13 protein-coding genes are annotated in these 21,583 nt (G+C 69.9%); 5 read left to right on the top strand and 8 right to left on the bottom strand.

From position 1 onward, the window contains the following. Positions 1 to 184 precede the first annotated feature (184 nt). From LzC2_RS03005 to LzC2_RS02995, 3 genes are all read right to left on the bottom strand, one after another. Positions 185 to 1,438 carry a MotA/TolQ/ExbB proton channel family protein gene (locus LzC2_RS03005; RefSeq protein ID WP_171183604.1) on the bottom strand — a complete coding sequence of 418 codons (1,254 nt, stop codon included), beginning with the start codon at positions 1,436 to 1,438 and terminating at the stop codon, positions 185 to 187. 138 nt (positions 1,439 to 1,576) lie between these two features. Continuing rightward, positions 1,577 to 2,860, bottom strand: a complete 1,284-nt coding sequence (locus tag LzC2_RS03000) for a DUF1501 domain-containing protein (protein ID WP_171183602.1) — start codon at positions 2,858 to 2,860, stop codon at positions 1,577 to 1,579. Further along, positions 2,848 to 4,491: a DUF1549 domain-containing protein gene (locus LzC2_RS02995; protein WP_171183600.1), complete on the bottom strand. Its 1,644-nt coding sequence runs from the start codon at positions 4,489 to 4,491 to the stop codon at positions 2,848 to 2,850. The genes LzC2_RS03000 and LzC2_RS02995 overlap by 13 nt, the downstream gene beginning before the upstream one ends. A 158-nt stretch (positions 4,492 to 4,649) precedes the next feature. On the opposite strand from LzC2_RS02995, the gene LzC2_RS02990 reads away from it, so the two are divergent. Further along, entirely contained in the window at positions 4,650 to 5,855 is a 1,206-nt protein-coding gene (locus LzC2_RS02990; RefSeq protein WP_171183598.1) for a hypothetical protein, read from the top strand. A gap of 52 nt (positions 5,856 to 5,907) precedes the next feature. Here LzC2_RS02990 and LzC2_RS02985 read toward each other — a convergent pair whose 3' ends face one another. After that, positions 5,908 to 10,026, bottom strand: a complete 4,119-nt coding sequence (locus tag LzC2_RS02985) for a hypothetical protein (RefSeq protein WP_171183596.1) — start codon at positions 10,024 to 10,026, stop codon at positions 5,908 to 5,910. A gap of 194 nt (positions 10,027 to 10,220) precedes the next feature. On the opposite strand from LzC2_RS02985, the gene LzC2_RS02980 reads away from it, so the two are divergent. From LzC2_RS02980 to LzC2_RS02965, 4 genes are all read left to right on the top strand, one after another. Further along, on the top strand, positions 10,221 to 11,180 hold the full coding sequence (locus tag LzC2_RS02980) for a prephenate dehydrogenase (protein ID WP_171183594.1): 960 nt from the start codon (positions 10,221 to 10,223) through the stop codon (positions 11,178 to 11,180). Beyond that, positions 11,177 to 14,113 (top strand): phosphoribosylformylglycinamidine synthase subunit PurL, encoded by a 2,937-nt coding sequence (gene purL, locus LzC2_RS02975; RefSeq protein WP_171183592.1) that lies wholly within the window; start codon positions 11,177 to 11,179, stop codon positions 14,111 to 14,113. The genes LzC2_RS02980 and purL overlap by 4 nt, the downstream gene beginning before the upstream one ends. Before the next feature lie 4 nt (positions 14,114 to 14,117). Then, a complete protein-coding gene (locus LzC2_RS02970) occupies positions 14,118 to 15,086 on the top strand; it encodes a 2-hydroxyacid dehydrogenase (protein ID WP_171183590.1) in 969 nt (322 codons plus the stop codon). 70 nt (positions 15,087 to 15,156) lie between these two features. Then, the gene (locus LzC2_RS02965; RefSeq protein ID WP_171183588.1) at positions 15,157 to 15,948 is read left to right on the top strand and encodes an inositol monophosphatase family protein; all 792 of its coding nucleotides are present in this window, start codon (positions 15,157 to 15,159) and stop codon (positions 15,946 to 15,948) included. On the opposite strand, the gene LzC2_RS02960 is transcribed toward LzC2_RS02965, so the two are convergent. The 4 genes from LzC2_RS02960 to LzC2_RS02945 all read right to left on the bottom strand — a co-directional run bounded on the left by LzC2_RS02960 (position 15,945) and on the right by LzC2_RS02945 (position 21,577). Next, positions 15,945 to 16,784, bottom strand: a complete 840-nt coding sequence (locus tag LzC2_RS02960; protein ID WP_171183586.1) for an undecaprenyl-diphosphate phosphatase — start codon at positions 16,782 to 16,784, stop codon at positions 15,945 to 15,947. The genes LzC2_RS02965 and LzC2_RS02960 overlap by 4 nt on opposite strands. 82 nt (positions 16,785 to 16,866) lie before the next feature. Further along, positions 16,867 to 18,825 carry a PDZ domain-containing protein gene (locus LzC2_RS02955; protein ID WP_171183585.1) on the bottom strand — a complete coding sequence of 653 codons (1,959 nt, stop codon included), beginning with the start codon at positions 18,823 to 18,825 and terminating at the stop codon, positions 16,867 to 16,869. Then, positions 18,825 to 19,892, bottom strand: coding sequence for a S1C family serine protease (locus tag LzC2_RS02950; protein WP_171183583.1), 1,068 nt, complete (start codon positions 19,890 to 19,892; stop codon positions 18,825 to 18,827). The genes LzC2_RS02955 and LzC2_RS02950 overlap by 1 nt, the downstream gene beginning before the upstream one ends. Then, positions 19,889 to 21,577 (bottom strand): S1C family serine protease, encoded by a 1,689-nt coding sequence (locus LzC2_RS02945; RefSeq protein ID WP_171183581.1) that lies wholly within the window; start codon positions 21,575 to 21,577, stop codon positions 19,889 to 19,891. Before LzC2_RS02945 ends, LzC2_RS02950 begins: the two co-directional genes overlap by 4 nt. Between the last annotated feature and the right edge of the window lie 6 nt (positions 21,578 to 21,583).

Genomic DNA, 21,583 nt, shown 5'->3' with positions numbered 1-21,583 from the left:
GGGCGACAGGCGGGGTCTCCACGACCGGCGGGGCCGTCGGGGGAGCGTCGCGAACGTGCTGCGAGAGTGCGATCAACAGCACGATCAGCGTCCCGCTGGCGCAGAGCAGCACCGTCAGGAAGGGGAACAGACTGACGTTCGGACCGCTGGCGCGTCGCATGGGCGGAGGGTTCTGCCGGCGCCGTTAGGCCGCCCGCCTCAACGGGGCGGGGGCGGAGGCGGCGCCCTGCTGCGTCTGCACGCTGCCGAGACGCACCGTCAGCAGGTGAGCCGCCGCGGTCAGCGAATGCACGGCTTCCTCGAACTGGCCGGCTTCGTGAACGCTGGCGAGTCCCGCGTCGATCCGGCCGGCGATCATCGCCTGAGCCTCGGCCCGCTCCGCGAGTCGCTCCATGGATTCGGCGAGTTGGCCGAGTCGGTCGGCCCGGTCGATCTCCGCGTCGGCCGCGCGTTCGATGCCGTCGCTCCAGCGTGACACGGCGCCCGTCATGCTCTCCGAGGCGGCCCGCACGGCGGAGAGAAACTCGTTCGCGGCGGCTTGCTGGCGGCGTTCGGCGGCCTCGACGACGGCGGAGGTCTCCGCCCGCACGCCCTCGGCGAACACGGCTCGGCTTTCGCTCAGCGTCTCCGACCAGGCGGTTCGCATCTCTTCCAAACTGCCGCGCCACGCCGCGGCGTGCACCTCGGCGAGATCGCCGGCGCGACGGCGCATCTGATCGGCCACGTCCGAAGCGGCTGCTCGTATCGGGTCGTCTTCGACCGCCGGACACAGGGGCAGCAGGGTGCGGAACGCCGCGTCCCGCAGTCGTTCGAGGTTGCTCAGCTCCGCCCCCTGCACCGCATGGGTGCTGAAGACCAGCACCAGCGAGAGGGCCAGCGCGAGCGCGGTAGTGTCGAACGCGACGGCGAGGCCACCCGTCACTTCGCCCAGCGATTCGCCCAATCCGTCGGGGTCGATCCCCGCGATCGCCAGCGTGATCCCCACGACCGTGCCCAGGAACCCCAGGATCGGCACGGCCCAGGTGATCGTACGGACCAGCCCGTAGGAATCGTGCAGGCGGTCGGCGGCAGTTTCGTGCAGCGTGGTCAGGCGCGCTTCGGCCCGATCGGCCGGCGGGGGGTCGAGGAGCAGCCCTCGCACGCGGGCCGGGGCGGCCAGCTTCGAATCACCTGCCCAAGTGAGCGCGTCGGCGTCGTATTCAAACCGGCACTCTGCGAGCGCGGCGACGGCGCTTCGCTCCGAGCGATGGCCGACCGCCCGCATGGCGACCGCGGCGGCGCCCGCGAAGAACAGCGCCACCGTGGCGACGGCCAATGGGTGACCGAGCGCGTAGCGGGTGATGAGCGAATGCGTCAGCGGGCCGCCCTCGCCGCAGGCGACGAGGAAGCCGGCGGTCAGCGCCGCGGCGATGGCCGCGGGGGATGTGAGCAGTTTCAACAACGCGGACGCCTCGGACCCGGGGGCGATCGCCGACGCCGGAGCCTCCGGGCGGCGGCGCGGTTCCTAGCAGCCGCGGCCCCCGCCGGTCCATCCCGCTCCGGGGCGATGCTTCGCCCGCGAAACGTTCCCCTGAGGTCAGGCGAACAGCGACGCCAACGGCGTCCCCTCGACGCGTTTGAGCGGACGACCGATCGGCGTCATCTCTTCGTAGTCCGGTTCAATGCCCAGGGCGGAATAGACCGTCGCGTAGAGATCCTGCACGCTGACCGGGTCGGTCGGTTCCTTCTCGCCCAGCGGATCGGTCCCGCCGATCACCCGGCCGGAGGCCAGTCCGCCGCCGCCGACCATACACGAAAACCCCTTGGGCCAGTGATCGCGACCGTCGAGAGGGTTGATCCGCGGCGTGCGGCCGAACTCCGTCATCACGAGCACGACGGTGCTCTCCAACAGATCGCGGTCGGCGAGATCGCCCAACAGCGCCGCGAGGGCCGGGTCGAGCGTTTCCGCTTGCGTCGCCATCCCGCCGAAGTTGTCGGCGTGGGTGTCGAAGCCGTTCAGCGTGACCTCCACCGCCCGCACGCCGGTCTCGATCAGCCGGCGGGCGACGAGGCAGCCGCGGCCGAAACGGGTGTCGCCGTAGGCCGCTTTGAGGACGTCCGGTTCGTCTTCAATCTCAAACGCTTTGACCTGCGGCGAGTCCATCATCGTGACCGCTTCATCAGTCGCCTCCGCGTGTCGCGTTCGCCGCAACTGACCGGGACGACCGGCCGAGAAGGACTGCGAGAGCACGTCCAGCCCCGCGAGTCGACGAGCGCGGCGACCGGGCTGGGCGACGTCCCGCAGATTCGCCGGGGGACCGCCGGGGTTGTGCACCTGAAAGGCGTCCAGCCCCGGACCGAGATAGCCGCCGCGCGGCGGCCACTGGCCCGGGTTCAACGCGACGTGGGCGGGAATCGCCAACCCCTCCGCCGGCTTCGCCGAGGCCGCGACCGCTCCGGCGGCCGGGTGCCGCACGGTCGGGTCGGGTCGATACCCGGTTTTGAGGAAATAGGTGGCCCGCTCGTGATCGCCCTCCGCGCTGGTCATCGACCGGATGAGGTTCAGCTTGTGCGCATGCTCGGCGGTGCGTTCGAACAGGTCGGCGAACTGCGTCCCCTTCAGCGAGGTGGCGATCGCCTTCGTCGGCCCGCCGATCGGCGAACCGGGGTGCGGATCGAACGACTCCAACTGACTCATCCCGCCCTGCATCCACAGGACGAGCAGGCTCTTCTCGCGTTCCTCGCCGCGCCGATCGGCCGCGCGGGCGGGAAGCGGCGGGAGTGCGAACGACAGTCCCAGCGACGCCGCGGCCGCGAGGACGGAGCGACGACCGAGGCGAGCGTCGGTCGAATGGGTGGGCGGAGCGATCAATGATTCCATGAGAACTCCGGCGCGTTGAACAGGGTCCAGTAAACGTCTTCGATCGGATAGCCGGCCTCGCCGGGCGTCGGTTCGTAATAACGGACGAGCGCCGCGGTCTCCGCGGGCGCCGGGCGGCGGGAGAGCACGCAGAGGAAGGCCGCTTCGACCTGCCGCGGCGGCGGGCCGGCGAACCACGTCAGCCGCGACGGTGCCCCGAAGGGCTGGGCCTTCGACAGTTCCCGCGGGAGGTTGCCGTTCATTCGCAGCAGCGCCTGGGGCACCGTGCCGGGTTCGCGGGTCAGTTCCTCCTCGCCCGGGTCCCCGTAGTCTCGAACGAAATCGACGGACCGCGTGAATCGAATCGCCCGCACGAACAACGGGCTGTCCGCGTCCAACGTCCGCACGCTGCCGGCCTGCGTCATCGCCCCGATCATCTGTTCCGGCCGCAGCCGGGTGAGCGGGAACAGCGCGTTGGCTCGGGCCATCGCTTCGTACTCGTCCTCGTTCGCCTCCGGAGCGGCGGACGACAGCCGGAAAGCCCGCGACCGCGTGATGACGCGAATCAAATGCTTCAAGCGATACTCCCCGGGACCGGTGAACGTCGCGGAGAGCCGGTCCAGCAGATCGCCGTCCTCGCCGGGCGCGAGCGGCTCCGGGTCGGGCAGATCGTCGACCGGTTCGCTCCACGCGCGACCGAACAGCAGCCCCCACACCCGATTGGCCGTCGCCCGGCCGAACCGGCGATTGTCCGCATGCGTGACCCACTCGGCGAGGGCCGCCCGACGACGTTCGGAGTCGGCGGCGAAGGTCTCCGGTAAGCGATCCGGGGCGAAGGGGACGGCCGGCATCACGACGCGATCCTCCAGCGTCTCCCGGTCCTGCACGGTGAACTCCAGCGGTTCGCCGTCCTTCTTCACGTGATCCCGGACGCCCGTCAGGCCGTACTGCGTGCGACCGTAGAACGCCGCGAGTCCCTCGAAGTCGTCCTGCGACCACTCCGCGAAGGGATGATCGTGGCACTGGGCACAGTCGATCCGCTGCCCCAGAAACGCCCGCACCGTGCGGCCGGCGAGGGCTTCACGGTCCAAGACGTCGTTCTCGATCTCCGCCGTGACGAAGTTCACCTCCGGCTTCGCGGTCCACATCCCGTCTCCGCCGATCATGCGGCGGACGGTCTCGTCCCAGGGGGCGTCCTGGTGCAGTCGATTCGCGAGCCACGCTTTGAACCGGTCGCGTCGAAAGAGGATCAAATTCCCCTCGTGCACGCCGACCAGCGCCCGGGCCAAGCGTTCCGCCCAATAATCGGCAAATCGCCGCTCGCTGAGCATCCGATCCGTCCAGCGATCGAGTCGATCCGGGCCGGCGTCCGCTTCGAACGCGCGGATCTCCTCCAAGGACGGGATCGTGCCGTGCAGCGCCAGCGACAGCCGTCGCAGCACGATCAAGTCGTCCGCCTCGGGGGCCGGCGTGACGTCTTCCTCTTCCCATCGGGTTTCGAAGAACGCATCGATCGCCGCCGCATCGACAGGATGTCGCACTCTCGGCGTGCCCGGCGATCGGTCGAGCCGCGCGGAGGCGAACGTCACCGCCGACACCACCCCCACGGCGACGAGGCCGAACCAACGACGCGAGGGGCGGAAGAACGACACGGAGACGTCCGAATTAAGAACGGAGCGACGGCTGCCCCATCGTACCCCTTGGGGGCCGTCGAGGTTTCGGCAACGCGATTTCCATGGGATTCGCTGCAACGCCGGCAATCTTGGACGGGTATCGTCCGAGGTACGTCCGAACTTTCGATCGGTGTCCCATGACGGCCCTGCTCGCTCCGCCGATCGACTCAACTCCGGCGCAGGTCGTACCGCCGTCGGAGCGGGTGGGCTGGGGTCGCCGCATTTGGAGCGCGACGACGGCGGCGGTCCGGGCGACGGTGGGCGTGCTCAGCTTCGGAGGATTGTTGGCCGCGGTCGCGGCCGTCCCGGGCGGGCCGTTGTTGGCGCTGGGGTGGATGTTGGAGGCGGAAGGCCGGGCGGCGAACGGCGTGCGAGTCGATCCTGAGGGACGAGCCCGCGCGGACATGCGGCCCCCGCTCGGCCGCTTGCTGCGGGCCGCGGCGATTCTGGCGGGCGTCGCGGCGATCGTGTGGATCGCCGCGCAGCCAATTCGCATTCTCGCCGGCGTGGCGTCGGACGCGGCGGTCATCGCCCCCGGTTCCGCCGCGGCGGGCGGATGGCAGATTGCGACGGGAGTCGTCGCCGTCGCCGTCGCGGTGCACCTCATCTTGTGGATGTACGCGGGGGGACGAACCGGGTGGTTCCGGCCGCTCCGCAATCTTTTACGGACGCTGCGTTCGCCGGGGGAAGCAGCGGATCGGCTCGGCGCCAAGTGCGGCTGGCTCTGGTCGGAGCTCGCGCCGTTGCGCTCGGTTTGGCTGGGCGTGCGAGGATTTCTCGTCGCCGGCGGGTGGCTGTTGCTGCCGACGGTCTTGCTGGCCGTCCAAGGGGACGGCGGCGGGCGGGCGCTGGTCCGCATCCTGGGGGCGTTCTGGCTGGCGGCTGTGCTCCCGTTGGTGCCGGCGGCTCAGGCGAATCTCGTCGTCGCCCGACACGCGGGGGCGTGGCGGAGCCTATGGGCCGGTCTCAACCCGCGTGCGGCCTGGCGAACGTGGCGTCGCCGACCGGCGCGGTGGACCGGCGTGCTGGCGGCCGTGGTCGTCGGTTCGCTGCCGCTGTATTCGCTGGCGGTGGTCGAACTGCCCTCCGACGCCGGCTGGCTGCTGACGCCGGCCTGCATCGCCGGGATTCTGCCGAGCCGGCTGCTCGCGGGATGGACGCGGCGGGGAATCGACCCGACCGGTCCCCGGCCCCGGTGGTGGTGGACGTATCCGTGGCTGGCCCTGGGCTGGGCGATCTCGCTGGCTTACGCGGGCATGCTCTTCCTGACGCAGTTCACCAGCGCCGACGGCCCGATCGCCACGCTGCGACAGCCGGGATTTTTCACGCCCAAGCCGTTCTGACACGGCAGCGGACTCGGAGGGCTGACGCCCCCCGCTCGCCAAAAGAGGTCCGCTATCGCCGGTTGAGGCGGCGGAGTTGTCCGACCAATTCGCCGTAACCGAGCGGCGCGGGCGGCAGCCGGACCGGGTCCGCGGTGGCTCGCAGTTGGCGGCCGACCTCGTCCTCCAGTCCCTCCAGCCACTCCGGCGGCTCGGGGCCGCTCGGTCGGCTGCGTTCACGGAGCCGATCCACCTCGCCGCGCAGCTCCGCGAACCAGGCACGGGCGGGACGGCCGTGGCCCCCCTTCAGGCTGGGCTTCACCAGTGCGTACAGCCGCTCTCGGATCAGAGGGCCGACGAGGCGTTCCTCAAGCTTGTCGCGGACGCCCGGGAGGCGCACGCCGTAGTGCTCCTCGCGTTCGGCCAATCGGGCGAGATGCATTTCGCCCCGCCGGCGGTTGTCCCGACGCATCATCCGCAGCCAGCGGTCCGCGAGATCCAGTTCCCCGGTGCGCGCCAACGCTCGAAACATCACCGCCCGCGGGACGCGGTGCCATTCGTCGCGGTCGTAGTCGACTTCGACCCGCAGGAAGTCCAGCAGGCAGTAGAACCGTTCGCCGTAATCGCTGCGCGTGGTGAGGGAGTTGTATTCGATCCAGCGATCGACCTTCTCCACCACGATCTGCAGGATGAGCGTGAGCAGCTTCTCCGCCTTGGGACGTTCGATACGGGCGTCGAGCAGGTCGTTCACCAGCTCGCTCGGCTTCAGCGGATCCGGGTTCCGCACGAGCGTATCGAGATACGGCCCGACGCCGGTGTGCAGCACCATGCGGACATGCCCCAGCGTCAAATTGCGGGCATGCAGCAGTTCGCCGCCGTATTTCGTGATGAAGTCCTTGAGATCCCGACGCAGCCCCGGGTTGCGGAGGTTCTCCGCGACGCTGAGCCGCAGCGTTTTGCTGTGGCCGATCCACAAGGCGCGGAACGGTCGCAGCAATCGCGCGAGCGTGCGGATACGGGATTCCAAAGGACTTTCGTAGAGGCTCCGGCGGCCGACCTCGCGCGGGTCGAGCGGCATGCGGCCGAAGTTCGGCGGGGTCGGCCGGTCGGGCGGCGCCGTCGAACGGACGGCCGCGGCCGTGGCCGCGCTGAGCGCCCGACGGAACAGGCGATCGAACTCCGTCACCACCGGGCCGCCGACCCGACTGCCGCGCTCGGCGTGCAGCACCGCGGCGAGCAGCCGGTGGGTTTGCGAGATCAGTCCCAATCGCGGCAGCTCGACCGCGAGGTGATCCAGCAGCCGCCAATCCGCACGACTCTGGGCCGCGGCGACCGGGTCGCCCCCTCGATCCGGCGGCACGTACAGCAGCCGACGCCGACGCAGCTTGGCGGCGAAGGCGGCGAAGGTGCGGCGGGCGCCGACCCGGTCACGACGCTGCACGGCGACGAGCAGGCGATGGGCCGCGGTATCGAACTCCGTGGGATCCTCCTCCGGCTCGCCGATTCGCGCGCGGGCCAGCCGGGTCGTCAGCGAAAGTTCCGCCGCCGCTCCGATCAGGCGATGTACCAGGCGATGCCGGATCTGCAGGCGTTCGTCCCGCAGCATGTTTTCGATTTCGTCGCCGGTGGCCTCGCCCACGGGTCGTTCGTGGATCAGCGCGGCGGCGGAGGTCAGTTCGTCACGCAGCCGGGTGAGTTCTCCGGTCCAGTGCTTCAGAACCTCCGTGTACGGATCCGCTTCGTCGTCCTCAGGCGGCTCTTCCCCTTCGAACAACGCCGGGGCGGGCACGGCGGCGATCGCATCGCGCCAGAGGGCCGCGACCGCTTCCCGATAGCGGATCGGCACGTCCCAGCCGCGGACCAACTCCGGCAGCAGTTCGTCCAGGTCGGCCGGCGGGCCGCCGCCGTCCAACAGGTCGCCCTCGACGCCATCGTCGGAGCTGTCCTCAAAGGTGACGCCCTCGTAGGCGGCGGCGAACTCGTCGCCGTCCTCTTCGTCCTCTCCCTCCTCCGGCCCGCCGCCCAGCAGCTCCCGACCGCCCTTGCGGGGGGCGGCGAGGTCGGCGTCCGGCAGTTCGAGGGCGAGGTGATCGGTGTTCGGTTCCAGCCGTTCGAAGAACTTCGCCGCGGGATCGGCCGCGTTTCCGTCCCCCGCTGCGGCAAGCTGCCCAAGCAGGCTGCGGCGGAGGAGGTGGAACACCGTGTTCCCCTCCGGCCCGGCGCCGAACTGCTCCGTCTCGCCGACCCAGTAATAAAGAAGACCGGCGGCCGCGGCGGGTTGATCGGTGCGCAGCAGCAGATCCGCGGCGCGGGCCAACGAGGCGCCGCGATCGAGTTCGTCCAGCCGCTGCGCCCAGAAGCCGAGACCGGCGTCGGCCCCGCCGGCGGCGTGCCATTCGCCGAGGACGCCCGCCACCCGGGCGGCGCTTTCGACCGCCGCCGCTCCCTGCACCGCGGGCAGGCCGTCGACGGTGGTCGTGGCGAAACGATCCCACCAGTCGGCGAAGCGCTCCAGACGGGAGGCGAACCCCACGCCGGCCCCCGCCTCGCCGCGTTGTCCCGCTTCCGGGGCGGGATCGTCCGCGGAGACGCCCCGGGCGGCGGATTCAATCCGCACCTCCCCGCCCAGTCGCAGGGTCTCCCCGACCAGTTCGATCAGCGTCTCGAGCCGCGGATCCGGCAGGCTGTCTTCCCGCGCCCGGAACAACGGGTACTGCCCCTGATAGCCGATCACGGTCCACGGATCGGGCAACAAGCCGCAGTCGACGCCCCGGCGGATCAGACCCGCGGCGGCGTCCCAACGGTCCGCCGCGTCCCGCAGGCGACCGGCGGTGTCCTTGGCCGCGGCGAACCCTTCGGCGAGCGCACATTCGATCCCCGCTTCGAGACGACCGGCGGCGCTCGGGTTGGCGGCGGCTTCTTCCCGAGCCGCATCCGGCTGATCGAGTCGCGCGTACTGCGTGGCGACGGCGCGGCCCTGCGCCTGCCGCGCGGTGAGGTCCGACAGGCTGAGGTTCAGATATTGGCGGACATGGCCAAACGGCTGGCGGGTGCGTCTCGTGACCTCCGCGAGTCGCTCCGCCCGTTCGCCGGACTGGGAATCAATCAGCCAGTCGTAGAACCGATCCCGCAGCGCGGCGATCCGGGGAAGCAGCGTCATCAGCGAGGAAGCCGAATCGTGCGCATGCGGGTCTCGGCCGGAGACCGCCGCCGCCATCAACACGGTGCCGGCGAGCGCCGCGGAGCCGTCGAAGAGCCGCTCGGCCGGCGTGCCGTCGCCGTCCTGCTCGACCCACTGCAAGATCGCCGTCAGCACGGGTCGACGCAGGACGAACCGGGTGTAGTCGCCGGCGGAAGAGTCGTCCTCGCCGTCATCGTCGCTGAGCCGGGACAGCCCCGCGGACCGGTGGCTCTCGGGGTCCCATTCGCCGAACAGGTAGTTCGTGCGTTTGAAGACGGGGTGACGGTCGTCGTACGTCCTCAGATCGAGGGCCAGCTCGACCATGCGATCCGGGTGGTACTCCGCCTCGTCCAGCATGTCGGCCGGCGTCTTGCGGAGCAGCGCCAGCGTGGCGTCCAGCACCTCCGCGGCCGGCCCCGGAGCGCTGCCGACCTCCGGCCGCCAGAGCGGGACGGGGCGGTGCCGCTCGTGCGGATGCACTTCGCTGCGGATGCCCCCTTCCAGCACGGGAATCGGGCGATGGCCGACGTAGTCGTTCAGTCGCAGAACCGCGGCCCGGACGGCGCCGGGGCCGTCGGCCGACTCGCCGCCCGCTTCGCCCACCTGCAGCAACGCATCCGCCGCCGCGGCGAGGAACAGCGGGGCGGACAGATCCGACTCCGTAAGGTCCGGCAGCAGATCGCGGTGGTAGCGCCGATAGTCGCCCGGCAGGTTCGCCAGCCCCTTCAGCACCGCCCGGGCCTGGGTGGCGTCGGCGAACGCGGAGCGTTCCGCGGCGAGGCTCTCCAACCGCTCCGACAGCGTCGACAGCACGCGGGGATACAGGGGAACCGCTCCGGAGCCGGCGCTCAGCGCCGTCGCGAGTTCGCAGAATCCCGTCGCCAGCGGGCCGTCGTTCCCGCCGGAGGAGAAGTTCAACGTCCCCAGAATGCGGTCGCAGGCTTCGGTCGCGGTCGGCGCCGTGGAAGGCGGAGCCGCGAGGGGGTCGGCATTCGGGGTCGGGTTCGTCACCCTGGCATTAGCGCAGGCGGAGCGGGCTTTTCAACCCGGCCCCGGTCACTCCCATCGACGCGCTCCGTAGATGTCGATGACGGCGGCGGTCGTGCCGGTGAGGTTGCGTCGGTGGAAACGGGTCGCAGCGGCAAGGTTTGATGCGGCTTGGCGAGGCTGTAATGGACGGCCGGGGGCCGTAGACTCCCGCGCCGATGCCCGTCCCTTCCCCGTCCCCGCCGCCGGTCGATTCGAGCAGCGCCGGGCCGGCGGTCCGCACGCTCGGCGTGGTCGGCGTCGGCCTGATCGGCGGATCGATCGCCGCCGCCGCGTTGAAACGGGGCGCCGCGAAGCAGGTCATTGGATTCGGCCGGGATCGGGCCCGGCTCGAAGCGGCCCGCGAGGCGGGGCTGCTCACCCGCACCGCGGTCGATCCGGCGGAGGCGTCGTCGGTCGATCTGCTGGTCGTGTGCACGCCCGTCGGCCGCATCGCGGCGGACATCGCCCGGTACGCTCCGCATCTCAGGTCGGAAGCCTGCATCACCGACGCGGGCAGCGTGAAACAGAGCATCGTGGACGACCTGCCGGACGAACCGCGGTTCGTGCCCGCCCATCCGCTCGCCGGCTCGGAGAAATCCGGCTGGGAGCATGCCGACGCCGACCTCTTCGAGGGTCGCGTGACGGTGGTTTGCCGCACCCCCAGCCGCGAGCGAACCGCGACCGTCGCCGGTTTTTGGCAGGCATTGGGGAGCCGCGTCGAAGTCTTGGACGCCTGCGACCACGACGCCCGGCTCGCCCGCACCTCGCATCTGCCGCACGCGATGGCCGCGGCGCTCTGCCTCGCCGTGGACGCGGACTCGCGCGAGAACCACGGCGACGGCCGACTGACCAGCACCGGCTTCGCCGATACCACCCGCGTCGCCGCCGGCGATCCGGGGCTGTGGGCGGACATCTTTCACGCAAATGCGTTTCCCGTCCGCGACGCGATCGACCGTCTGACCGATCGGTTGGGCGAACTTCGGTCCGCCCTTACCGCTCGGGATCGTGACGCCATCGAAACTTGGCTCGCCGACGCCGCAAATCGGCGGGCGGAGCTGATCGGGGCCAGTTTGACCCATCCCGGCAGAACGTCCGCCGGCCAGCCGTTTGCCGGCGACCTGAAAGGAACGAATTGATGTTGTGGGAAGTCGAAATTCGCCCGGCCGCCGGTCGCCGCGATGCGGAGGCCGAACGGGCCGCGGAGCTGGCGCGGGGCCTCGGATTGTCCGTCGAACCGACGGCGTCCGCCCGCTCGTTCCTCATCGAGGGCGACCTGACCCGGGAGCAGATCGAACGGGACGCCGTGCCGTTGCTGTGCGATTCCGTCATCGAGACCGCAGAAGTCACAGCGTGTAACGCCGAGGCCCCGCGGAGCGCCCCCGCGATCGGAGACGGCGAACTTCTCAACGTCCTGTTCCTGCCGGGCGTGACGGACAACGTCGCCCGCAGCGCCAAGGGGGCGCTGCAACGGCTGAACGTGCCGGCGACGAACGTGGCCAGCGTCCGCAAGTACTGGGTGGCGCCGGGCGCCGACCCGGCGGCGCTCGACCGCCTGTGCCGACGGGTGTTGGCGAACGACAGCATCGAGCATGTCGTCCGCGGTCAGCTGACGCTCGACACCCTCGCCCTCGGCAAGCCGTATCGCTTCGAAAAAATCGTCGTCCCGCTGCGGGGGATGGACGACGAGGCGATGTTGCGGCTCTCGAAGGAGGGGCAGCTCAGCCTGTCTCTGGCCGAGATGCAGACGGTCCGCGACCACTTCGCCGAAGTCGGCCGCGACCCGACGGACTGCGAACTCGAAAGCGTCGCCCAGACATGGAGCGAGCACTGCTCCCACAAAACGCTCGCCGGTCCGATCCGCTACGAGGGGCCGGACGGGACGGTCGAATTCGGCAACATGCTGAAGGAGACGATCTTCGCCGCGACGGTCGCGATCCGGGCGAATCTCGGCGACGACGACTGGTGCCGCAGCGTGTTCTCGGACAACGCCGGCGTCGTGCACTTCGAGGGCGAGGGCGACGACGAGCAGTGCGTCTGCATCAAGGTCGAAACGCACAACCACCCCAGCGCCATCGAACCCTACGGCGGGGCGAACACCGGCATCGGCGGCGTGATCCGCGACCCGCTCGGCACCGGTCTCGGCGCGAAACCACTGTGCAGCACGGACGTGTTCTGCTTCGCCTCGCCAACGACCCCGGCCGATTCGCTGCCCCCGGGCGTGCTGCATCCGGCGACGGTGATGTCGGGCGTCGTCGCCGGCGTGCGGGACTACGGCAACCGCATGGGCATTCCCACCGTCAACGGCGCGGTCTGCTTCGACGATCGCTACCTCGGCAATCCGCTGGTGTTCTGCGGGAACGTCGCCCTGATTCCCGCGGACAAAGTGGCGAAGAAGGTTTCGCCCGGCGATCGCATCGTCGCCCTCGGCGGAGCGACCGGACGGGACGGCATCCACGGGGCGACCTTCTCCTCCGTCGATCTGCATGAGGAAAGCGAATCCGTCAGCGGCGGCGCCGTGCAGATCGGCGACGCCGTCACCGAGAAGATGGTCGCCGACGTGCTGCTGCAAGCCCGCGACCGCGGGTTGTACTCCGCCGTCACGGACTGCGGCGCCGGCGGTTTCTCGTCGGCGGTCGGGGAGATGGGCGAGGAAACGGGGGCGGAGGTGCATCTCGATCGCGCCCCGCTGAAGTACCCGGGTCTGTCGCCGATGGAGATCTGGATCAGCGAGGCCCAGGAACGCATGGTGTTCGCCGTGCCGCCGGAGAACGTCGCGGCGTTCGTCGCGCTCGCCGAATCCGAGGGCGTGGGCGTGGCCGAACTGGGCGAGTTCACGGGCACGGGACGGCTCGTGCTGAAGTACGAGGGACACACCGTCGCCGATATGGCGATGGCCTTCCTGCACGACGGCCGCCCCCACATCGTCCGCGCCGCGACGTACGCCCCGGCGACCGTCGAACCGCTGGCTCTGCCGGACAAGTCGGATTGGACCGACGAACTGCTGGCGATCCTCGCGGCGCCGAACGTCGCGAGCAAGGAGTTCATCATTCGGCAGTACGACCAAGAGGTGCAGGCGCACAGCGTGGTCAAACCGCTGGTCGGCGAGGCGGAAGACGGCCCCGGCGACGCCGCGGTGATTCGGCCGCTGCACGCGTCGAACCGCGGGCTGGCAGTGGGTTGCGGGATCAACCCGCGGCTGGGCGATCTCGACACCGCCCGCATGGCGGAGTCCGCGTTGGACGAAGCGGTTCGCAACGTCGTCGCCGTCGGCGCCGATCCGAGCCGGATCGCCGTCCTCGACAACTTCTGCTGGGGCAACACGGAGCGTCCGGAGACCCTCGGGTCGCTCGTTCGCAGCGCCGTCGCGCTGCAGGACTACGCCGTCGCCCTCGGCACGCCGTTCGTCAGCGGAAAGGATTCGCTCTACAACGAATTCGCCTACAGCGACGAGAGCGGCGAACGGCAGACCGTCGCCATTCCGCCGACGCTGCTCGTCACCGCCATGGGGCAGGTGCCCGACAGCGGCCGGGCCGTGACGATGGATCTGAAACAGGCCGGCAATGCGTTGTACCTCGTCGGCGAAACGCGAGACGAGTTGGGCGGTTCGCACCTCGGACTCGTCCTCTTCCAGACCGGCGGCACGCCGCCGACCGTCGATGCCGAAGCCGCCCCCGCCGTCTTCGCCGCCGTGCATCGGGCGATCGCCGAAGGCTGCGTGAGAGCCTGCCACGACCTCAGCGAAGGCGGGCTCGCGGTCGCCGCGGCCGAGATGGCCTTCGCCGGAGCCTTGGGGGCGGAACTTTCCGTCGAGCACGTCCCGGACGGCGGCGACCGGCTCTCCGACGCCGCGGCCCTGTTCAGCGAATCGAACACGCGGTTCCTTCTCGAAGCGCCCGCCGAACTCACCGCGACGCTGGAGCGGCACCTGACCGGCGTCCCGTACGTGAAGATCGGCTCCGTGACGGACGGCGATCGACTCGTCATCCGCGGCTCCGACGGCTCGCCCCTGATCGACGCTTCCCTGGCCGACCTGAAGGCCGCTTGGCAATCCACTTTCGCCGGATACTGAATCGATGTCCGACAAACCCCGCGTATTCGTCACCCGCACGATCCCCAAAGCCGGTCTCGACCGTCTGCGGGAGGTTTGCGAGGTGGAAGTCTGGCCGAAGCCGAAGCCGCCCCGTCGCGACACCCTGCTGGACAAGGCGCGTGGGTGCGCCGGTCTGGTGACGATGCTGTCCGACAAGGTGGACGAAACGGTGCTGACCGCGGCGGGCGACGATCTGAAAGTCGTCGCGAACTACGCTGTCGGCTACAACAACATCGACGTCGCCGCCTGTCGGGAGCATGGCGTCGCGGTGGGCAACACCCCGGACGTGCTGACGGACGCCACCGCGGACGTCGCCGTACTGCTGATGCTCGCGGCGGCCCGCAGCTTCACCCCCGCCGCCGCCAGCGTGCGGGACGGCGGTTGGAAGACCTGGGCGCCAATGGATCACCTCGGCATGGAACTCGCCGGCAAGACCGTGGGCGTGATCGGCCTCGGCCGGATCGGCCGCGCGTTCGCGGACCGCTGTCACGGCGGATGGGGCATGAAGGTGCTCTACACGGCGAATTCGCCCAAGCCGGACGCCGATCGCGACCTCGGCGCCAAGCATGTCGAGTTGCCGGAACTGCTGGCGAACAGTGATTTCATCTCCCTGCACTGCCCGCTGACGGAGGCGACCGCGGGGCTGATCGACGCGAATGCGTTACACCAGATGAAGACGACCGCCGTGCTGGTCAATACGGCTCGCGGTGAGGTCATCGATCAGGACGCTCTGCACACGGCGCTGTCCGGGGGGAAGATTTTCGCCGCGGGGCTGGACGTCACGACGCCCGAGCCGCTGCCGACGGACTCGCCGCTGCTGGAACTGCCGAACTGCGTCGTCCTTCCCCACATCGGCAGCGCCACGGTGCACGCCCGCAGCGGCATGGCCCTGATGGCAGCAGACAACGTGCTCGCCGGTCTCCGCGGCGATCCTCTGCCCCACGGCGTGTGACGTCCGCGACGAAGACCGTTCGCCCGCACCGCCCCACCCCCAGACCGGTCCGCACCGCGGACCCGACGTGATGTCCGACCTCGATCGAATCGCCCACACCGCCGCGGCCGCGGCTCGCTCGGCGGGCGCGGTGCTGCAATCGTTTCGCGGTCGATTCGAGATCGAAGAGAAGGGTCCGCAGGATCTCGTCACCGACGCCGATCTTGCCGCGCAGGATGCGGTGGTGAAGGCGATCGCGGACGCCTTCCCCGGACACGATCTGTTCGGCGAGGAGGGACTGCGGGAGGAACGGGGCGGCGACTATCGCTGGACGATCGATCCGCTCGACGGCACGGGGAACTATGTCCACGGCTTTCCGTTCTACGCCGTCTCGATCGGCGTGGAGCGACTGACCGATGACGGCCCGGTTCCCGCGGTCGGGGCGGTCTTCGATCCCAGCCGCGACGAACTATTCCTCGCCACGGCAGGCGGCGAGGCGATGCTGAACGACCGCCCGATGAAGGCCTCCGCCTGCACGACGCTGCCGCGGGCCTTCCTGATGAGCAGCATCCCCCGCGACAGTCCCCCCGACGACCCCGCCGTCCGCCGATTCACCCACATGCTGAATCGCTGCGAAACCGTTCAGCGGAGCGGATCGGCGGCGTTGAATCTCGCCTACGTCGCCTGCGGTCGGCTGGACGGCTACTGGAGCACGAGCTTGAAACCTTGGGACCAAGCCGGCGGCGCCGTGCTGGTCGAGGCGGCGGGCGGCGTAATGCGGGCGATCGACGGCGGCCCCTTCCGCATCGCCGAGCCGAACTTGCTGGCCTGCTCGTCCGCCGCACTGGCCGACGCCACGGCCGCGGAGTTGGCGAACGCCTAAAGCGCCTGCCAAACGAGCGTCGCCGTGCCGACCGCCGCACAATACGCGGCGAACCAGTGGAGCCGGTCGTTCGACACCGCCTTCTTCAAGAGCGAGATCGCACCGACCCCGACCGCAAAAGAGACGGCCGCGCCGACCAGCAGCGGACCCACCGGCAGTTCGGACACGCTGACGCCCGTCTCGAAGACCGATTTGGCCTCTAAGAGGCCGGCTCCGGCGATCGCGGGAATCCCGATCATCAGGCTGAACCGCAGCGCGTCCGCGCGGGCGACGCCGCTCATCAGCCCGCCGGCGATCGTGCTGCCGCTCCGCGAAATCCCTGGAAGCAGGGCGAGCGATTGAAAGAGGCCGATCGCCACGGCCGCCGGCAGACTGACGCCTCCGTCCGATGGGTTGGAAGGGTCCTCCGTCGTCGACAGATCGTTTGGCCGGTTCGCCAATGCCTGGCCCGCGAGGAGTAAAGCCGCCGTCACCAGCAGGCAGATGCCCGCGAAGTCCGGCCGATCAAACGCTTCCTGCAGTAAGTCTTTGATCGGCGAGAACGCCACCGCGACGAGGGGCAACGTCGCGATGACGACCGCGGCGACGTATCGCGGACTCGTCGCGACGGACCAGAGATCCCTTCGATAGGCCCAGAGGATGGAGCCCAGCGTCCCCAGGTGCAGCACGACGACCAACAGGCGATTCGCCTCCGGATCGATCTCCCGCCCCGTCGCTGCGTCCATCACGGCGCTCAGGATGACGAGGTGGCCGCTGGAGGAGATCGGCAGAAACTCGGCCACCCCCTGCACCGTTCCCAGAACGATCGCTTCGAGATAGTGCGACGGCGACGACACGGCGGGGCTTCAGAGGAAAGGGTCGACGCAGCCTACGCCCCGCGGGATCGGACCGGACGTCAGTTTCGCGTGAGACTCTCGTTCAGATGCGATCAAGCACCGTCACCCACCGCACGATCGCGTCGATCGCCTCGTCCGACAGATCAGCGTCGCTCTCCTCGCCCTCGGTCTTCACCTCGATATAGGCGAACGGATAGCCGGCCTCGCGCATCGCCTCGCGGGATTCTTCCGGCGGTTCGCCGATCAACAGCGGCACAATCGCCTGATCCGGCTCGTTCGGGGCGAGCTGCGCGGGCGCCACGTCTGTCACCAAACCTCGATAGTCGCTCTTCGCCGTGAGAACGATGCGCCAAGCGGTCTGTCCCTGCCCCCCGGTGCCGTACAGAGCCGTGCGGACCGGTTCGACGGCATACCGTTCTCGCATCTGCTCCAGCGCCGCGGCGAAGAACGGCAGGTCGCCGGGCTGGAACCCATCCGGATTCTCGGGATTCGGGGCCAACAGGATCACCCCCTCGCGCTCCGCGGCGGGGCCGAAACGATCAAAGAGGTCGTCGGCGGTGAGCGATCCCTTCGGCGGCAAGCACACCAGCAGTCCCAAGCCCCCGCGGCCCGCTCGCTTCGGCACCAGCAGTGCCCCCGATCGGCCCTCGAAGCCCGCCACCTCCAGGGGCAGCCGACCGCTCTGATCCGCCGGCAGCGGATCCGACTTGGGATCGATCGTCGACGGCGCCGTGTCTGGCACGGTCGACGGCGGCTCGCCGAGCGTCGCAGTCGCGGTGTCCCCATTCACCAACTTGAGTAGGAGTTCCGTGCCCGGGGGCCGGCGGGAAACGATCCGACGAAGATCGTCCCCCGTCTCCACCGATTCCCCCGCGGCTTCCACGACGACGTCGCCCACCTCCAAGACCCCGTCGGCGGCTGTCTCCGAAAAGACGTGTGCGATCGCGACCCCGGCAACGGCGTCGGCCTCCTCACCTTCGGCCTCTGCCTCATCGGCGTCCCTCGGATCGGCGGGCAGCACGCCGAGGTCGCTCGGCCGCCAGGGGGGCAACTCGGCGACGAGGGTCGCGGAGAGCCGCTCTTCTTTGCCGTCCCGCTCCACCACCAGCGTGACTTCGTCCCCGGCGTAGTGCGGACCCAACGCCAGTTTCGCTTCGTCGGGCCGCGAGACGGGCCGGCCAGCGACGGTCACCAGGCGATCGCCCGGTTGGACCCCGGCCGCCTCCGCCGGTGAGAGCGGGCGGACGGTATCGACGATCGGTTCGGCATCGAGACTCGCGCTCTTGAACGTGACCCCCAACCGGCCCGCCTGGAGCGTCTCGCCGGCCGCCAAACGGTCGAGCACCGGTTCGAGATCCGCCAGCGGCACCGCGAATCCGATCCCGCTGTCGTACCACTCCACGCCGCCGGATCCGCCGTCCGCGGTGAGGGGCGCCAGAATCCCGATCGTGCGTCCCGTCAGATCGACCAGCGGCCCGCCGTAGTTCGCCGGACTGATCTTCGCATCCGTCTGCACGGCCCGGCCGAGAATACGCCCCTTGGCGCTGACGACGCCCACGGAGACGTTCACGTTCTCCGCGGAGAACGTCCGTCCGACGGCGATCGCCCAATCGCCGACTCGTACTTCGTCGATCGCAGCGGGAGACGCGGGAGAGACGCCGCCCCCGTCCTCGGGCAGGTTCGCCCGCAGGAGCGTCAATTGGCGCGGCTCGTCCTCGCCGAGCCGCTCGGCCGTCACGCGGCGGCCATCCGGCAGGCGAATCAGGATCGACGTAGGATCGCCGGCGAGGTTCTCGCTGCTCGTGAGAATCAACCCGTCCGCCCGGACCACCGTGCCGGTCGAGGGTCCGGACGCGAGCAGACGTCCGTCCGCGGTATCGACGCCGCCGAGCGTTTCGATCCGCACGACGGAGGGCGCCACCGCGGCGGCCACGGCCTTGAACGCGGCCTCCTCTTGCGCCGCCACGTCGGCCGGCTCGGACTGAACCAGGCACAGCAGGGCCGCGGACAGCGGAGCGGCGAACAACAGAGACGAAGTCATCAGCGGCGGTCGCGGGGAAGTTCGGCGGGCGGATCGCGGAGGTCTTCGACCTCCGGCACGGCGACGGTCAGCGGCACCAGTTCGCCGTCGCGGCGAACGACGAGGTCCACCGGTTCGCCCGGCTCCACGGCGGCCAAACGGGACCGCAGCAGGCGGATCGAGGGCACGAGTTCGCCGTCGATCAACACGATGAGGTCTCCGGCTCGCAGACCGGCGGCCGCCGCGGGGGAGTCGGGTTGAACGAGTTCGACGTAAGCCGGCGTGCGGCGGACGACGTCCGGGACGAGCAACGCGCCGAGATCCGCCGGCTGCGGACCGCCAGATAGCGCGATCGACGCCGAGGACGTCGCGACGAAATCGTCTTCCATCATCGCCGTCAGCGTCTCGCCGATCTTCTCGGCCGGCAAGGCGTAGTTGACGAACACGTTGGTCGCGTCGTTCTTGAGTTCGCGGCCGATGATCCCGACCAACGAACCGCGACGATCGACAATCGGGCCGCCCGCGGAGCCGGGGTTGTTCGTGGGGGCGTCGAGGATCAGCACCGGCCCGGCGATGCCCGCGGCGTTCCTTCCCCGGCGGGCGTCCAGTTCCGCAACGGCGCTGATCACCGCCCGCTGCACCGCGACCGGTTCATCGCCGCCGGCCACTTTGTAGGAGTTCGAGAACGCCAGCACGCGGGCGCCAGCTTCGGCGGGGGCGAAGGTCGCGGGATCGAAGTGGGGCAGGTCGAGGTCGTCACGCTCCGGCTCCAGTACTGCGAGGCCACGTGACGGATCGGCGGCCAGCAACTTGCAGGTCAGCCGGCGCCCGTCGTCCAGCACGACGAGGATGTTCGGATCGGCGTCGAGCACGTGGTTCCACGCCGTCGCGACATGCCCACGCGGCGAGATGAGGAACCCGGTCCCGTAGGCGGGCAGTCCGCGCAGGCCCCCGGCGCCGAAGATCTTGACCACCTTCGGCAGCGTCTCCGCGGTCACGGCCCGGGCGGAGGTCGCGACGCCCGCGTCCTCGATCGCCGGGTCCTCCGCGAACAGCCCGCAGGCGAGAAGGGTCGCGGCGACGATCATTCGCTCTCTCCCGACGCAACGGTCGCGGTGGTGAACTTGAAAGTGCGGTAAGGCGCACCGCCGGCCGCGACGCGCATCTGCGACGGGACCGGCAACGAGCCGTCGAGCCGGTCGCCGTCAAAGCGCACCTCCGTGGCGGCGCCGCGGTTCTCCTGCCAGGAATCGAAGCCGCGCAGCATGCCGGTCCCGTCTTGGCCGACTTCGATATAGAAGTGGGTCACGACGCCCCGGTTCTCCGCTTCGAGCACGTCGACGGTCGGGCCGTCCCAGTCGAGCGGCTCGGTCCCGACGTAGTGCAGATCGGCGAAGTCGGTCGTGCGGCCGCTTCGCAGCAGTTGCCATTGCCGCAGGGCGAATAGCAGCCCGCCGCTCCCGGGCGGCTCGTTCAGCACCTCGGCGTCGTCCTCCAGCGATTGCAGGAAGCGGTTGGCCCCCAGCTTCAAACCGACGCCGCGGTCGCTGAGGGTGAACTCCGCCTCCACCCCGTCGGCGTCGGCGCCGGCGATTCGCCAGCCGGCGGCGGGAAGCGCCGAACCCAGGGAGGCGAGCACGCGATCCCTCTCCACCTCGTTGAAGTGGGCGTTCACGTAGCCCGGGCGCTTCTCCAACAGCGGTTTGACCACGTCGTTCGGCGGCGGCCCCGGTTTGGGGGCGACGGTTTTGAGGAGATCCGTCCGGCGGTTCAGGCCGCGGGTGCGCACGATCAGGTCGATCGTTTCCGTGCCTCGCCGCACGGTCAACGGCAGCGGCCAGCCGGCCGGATAGACGCCTAAAACGTTCTTGAATTGGTTCACGCTGCGAATCGGCCGCCCCGCGAAGGCGACCAGCTCGTCGCCCTCCTTCACCCCGCGAATCTGTGCCGCAGAGCCGTCGAGGATGCGATCGAACAGCACGTCGCCGTCGAAGTTCGTGCGGACGGTCGCATTCAACGTCCCATGATCCAGCGCTCGCCCGCTGCGGAGATGGCCCAGGAAGTACTTCACCTGATTGGAACTGATCGCATAGGCGGCGCCGCTGTTCACCCGGCCCCGCTTGATGCTGATCCGGCCGTTGATGCCGATCAGCTTGCCGGCGTCGGCGCCGTCCGCGGCGAACAACGGCCCGCCGGAGTTGCCGGGGTTCACGCTGGCGTCGATCTGCAGGCAATCGGTGTATTCGAGAAAGGTGCCGGCCGGCTCCTGATAGCGATGCGTGCCGCTGACCAGGCCGTAGGTGACGGTCGGGGCGAAGTCCGATTTCGCCAACAGGAACGGGTTGCCCATCGCCAGGCACCAGTCGCCGGGGCGGACAGCGTCACTGTCGCCGAATTCGGCGACCGGGAAGTCGTCCCGACCCAGCAGTTTGATCAGAGCCACGTCGCCGACCGGGTCGGTGCCCACGATGACGGCGTCGTAGACCTTGCCGTCGTTCAGCCCGCACTTCATCGCGTCGCCGCAGCCGTCGGTCACGTGGAAGTTCGTGACGGCGTATCCGTCCGCGGAGATCAGCACGCCCGACCCGCCCCCGCCGCCGTCCGGACCGAAGATCGCGACGACCGTCGGGGCGATGCGTTCGATCACCGCCGCCCGGGCGGCCTGAGCCTCCAGGACGGAGGGGGCCACTTCGAGCGGAACGTCCGCCGCGCGAAGGTTTGCGGAGGCGCCGCACGCGAGAATCGCGACGGCGAGCGAAGCTCGAACGTTCATGTCAAT

Source organism: Alienimonas chondri (assembly GCF_013036045.1).
In the GTDB taxonomy this organism is placed as follows: domain Bacteria; phylum Planctomycetota; class Planctomycetia; order Planctomycetales; family Planctomycetaceae; genus Alienimonas; species Alienimonas chondri.
This window is presented reverse-complemented; position numbering and strand designations above follow the sequence as displayed.

What these genes read in the sequence shown, in the direction of transcription:
- LzC2_RS02980 (WP_171183594.1), top strand. Translation starts at nt 10,221, where the DNA reads ATGCCCGTCCCTTCCCCGTCCCCGCCGCCGGTCGATTCGAGCAGCGCC.
- LzC2_RS02945 (WP_171183581.1), bottom strand. Translation starts at nt 21,577, where the DNA reads ATGAACGTTCGAGCTTCGCTCGCCGTCGCGATTCTCGCGTGCGGCGCC.
- LzC2_RS02965 (WP_171183588.1), top strand. Translation starts at nt 15,157, where the DNA reads ATGTCCGACCTCGATCGAATCGCCCACACCGCCGCGGCCGCGGCTCGC.
- LzC2_RS02950 (WP_171183583.1), bottom strand. Translation starts at nt 19,892, where the DNA reads ATGATCGTCGCCGCGACCCTTCTCGCCTGCGGGCTGTTCGCGGAGGAC.
- LzC2_RS02970 (WP_171183590.1), top strand. Translation starts at nt 14,118, where the DNA reads ATGTCCGACAAACCCCGCGTATTCGTCACCCGCACGATCCCCAAAGCC.
- LzC2_RS03000 (WP_171183602.1), bottom strand. Translation starts at nt 2,860, where the DNA reads ATGGAATCATTGATCGCTCCGCCCACCCATTCGACCGACGCTCGCCTC.
- LzC2_RS02990 (WP_171183598.1), top strand. Translation starts at nt 4,650, where the DNA reads ATGACGGCCCTGCTCGCTCCGCCGATCGACTCAACTCCGGCGCAGGTC.
- LzC2_RS02955 (WP_171183585.1), bottom strand. Translation starts at nt 18,825, where the DNA reads ATGACTTCGTCTCTGTTGTTCGCCGCTCCGCTGTCCGCGGCCCTGCTG.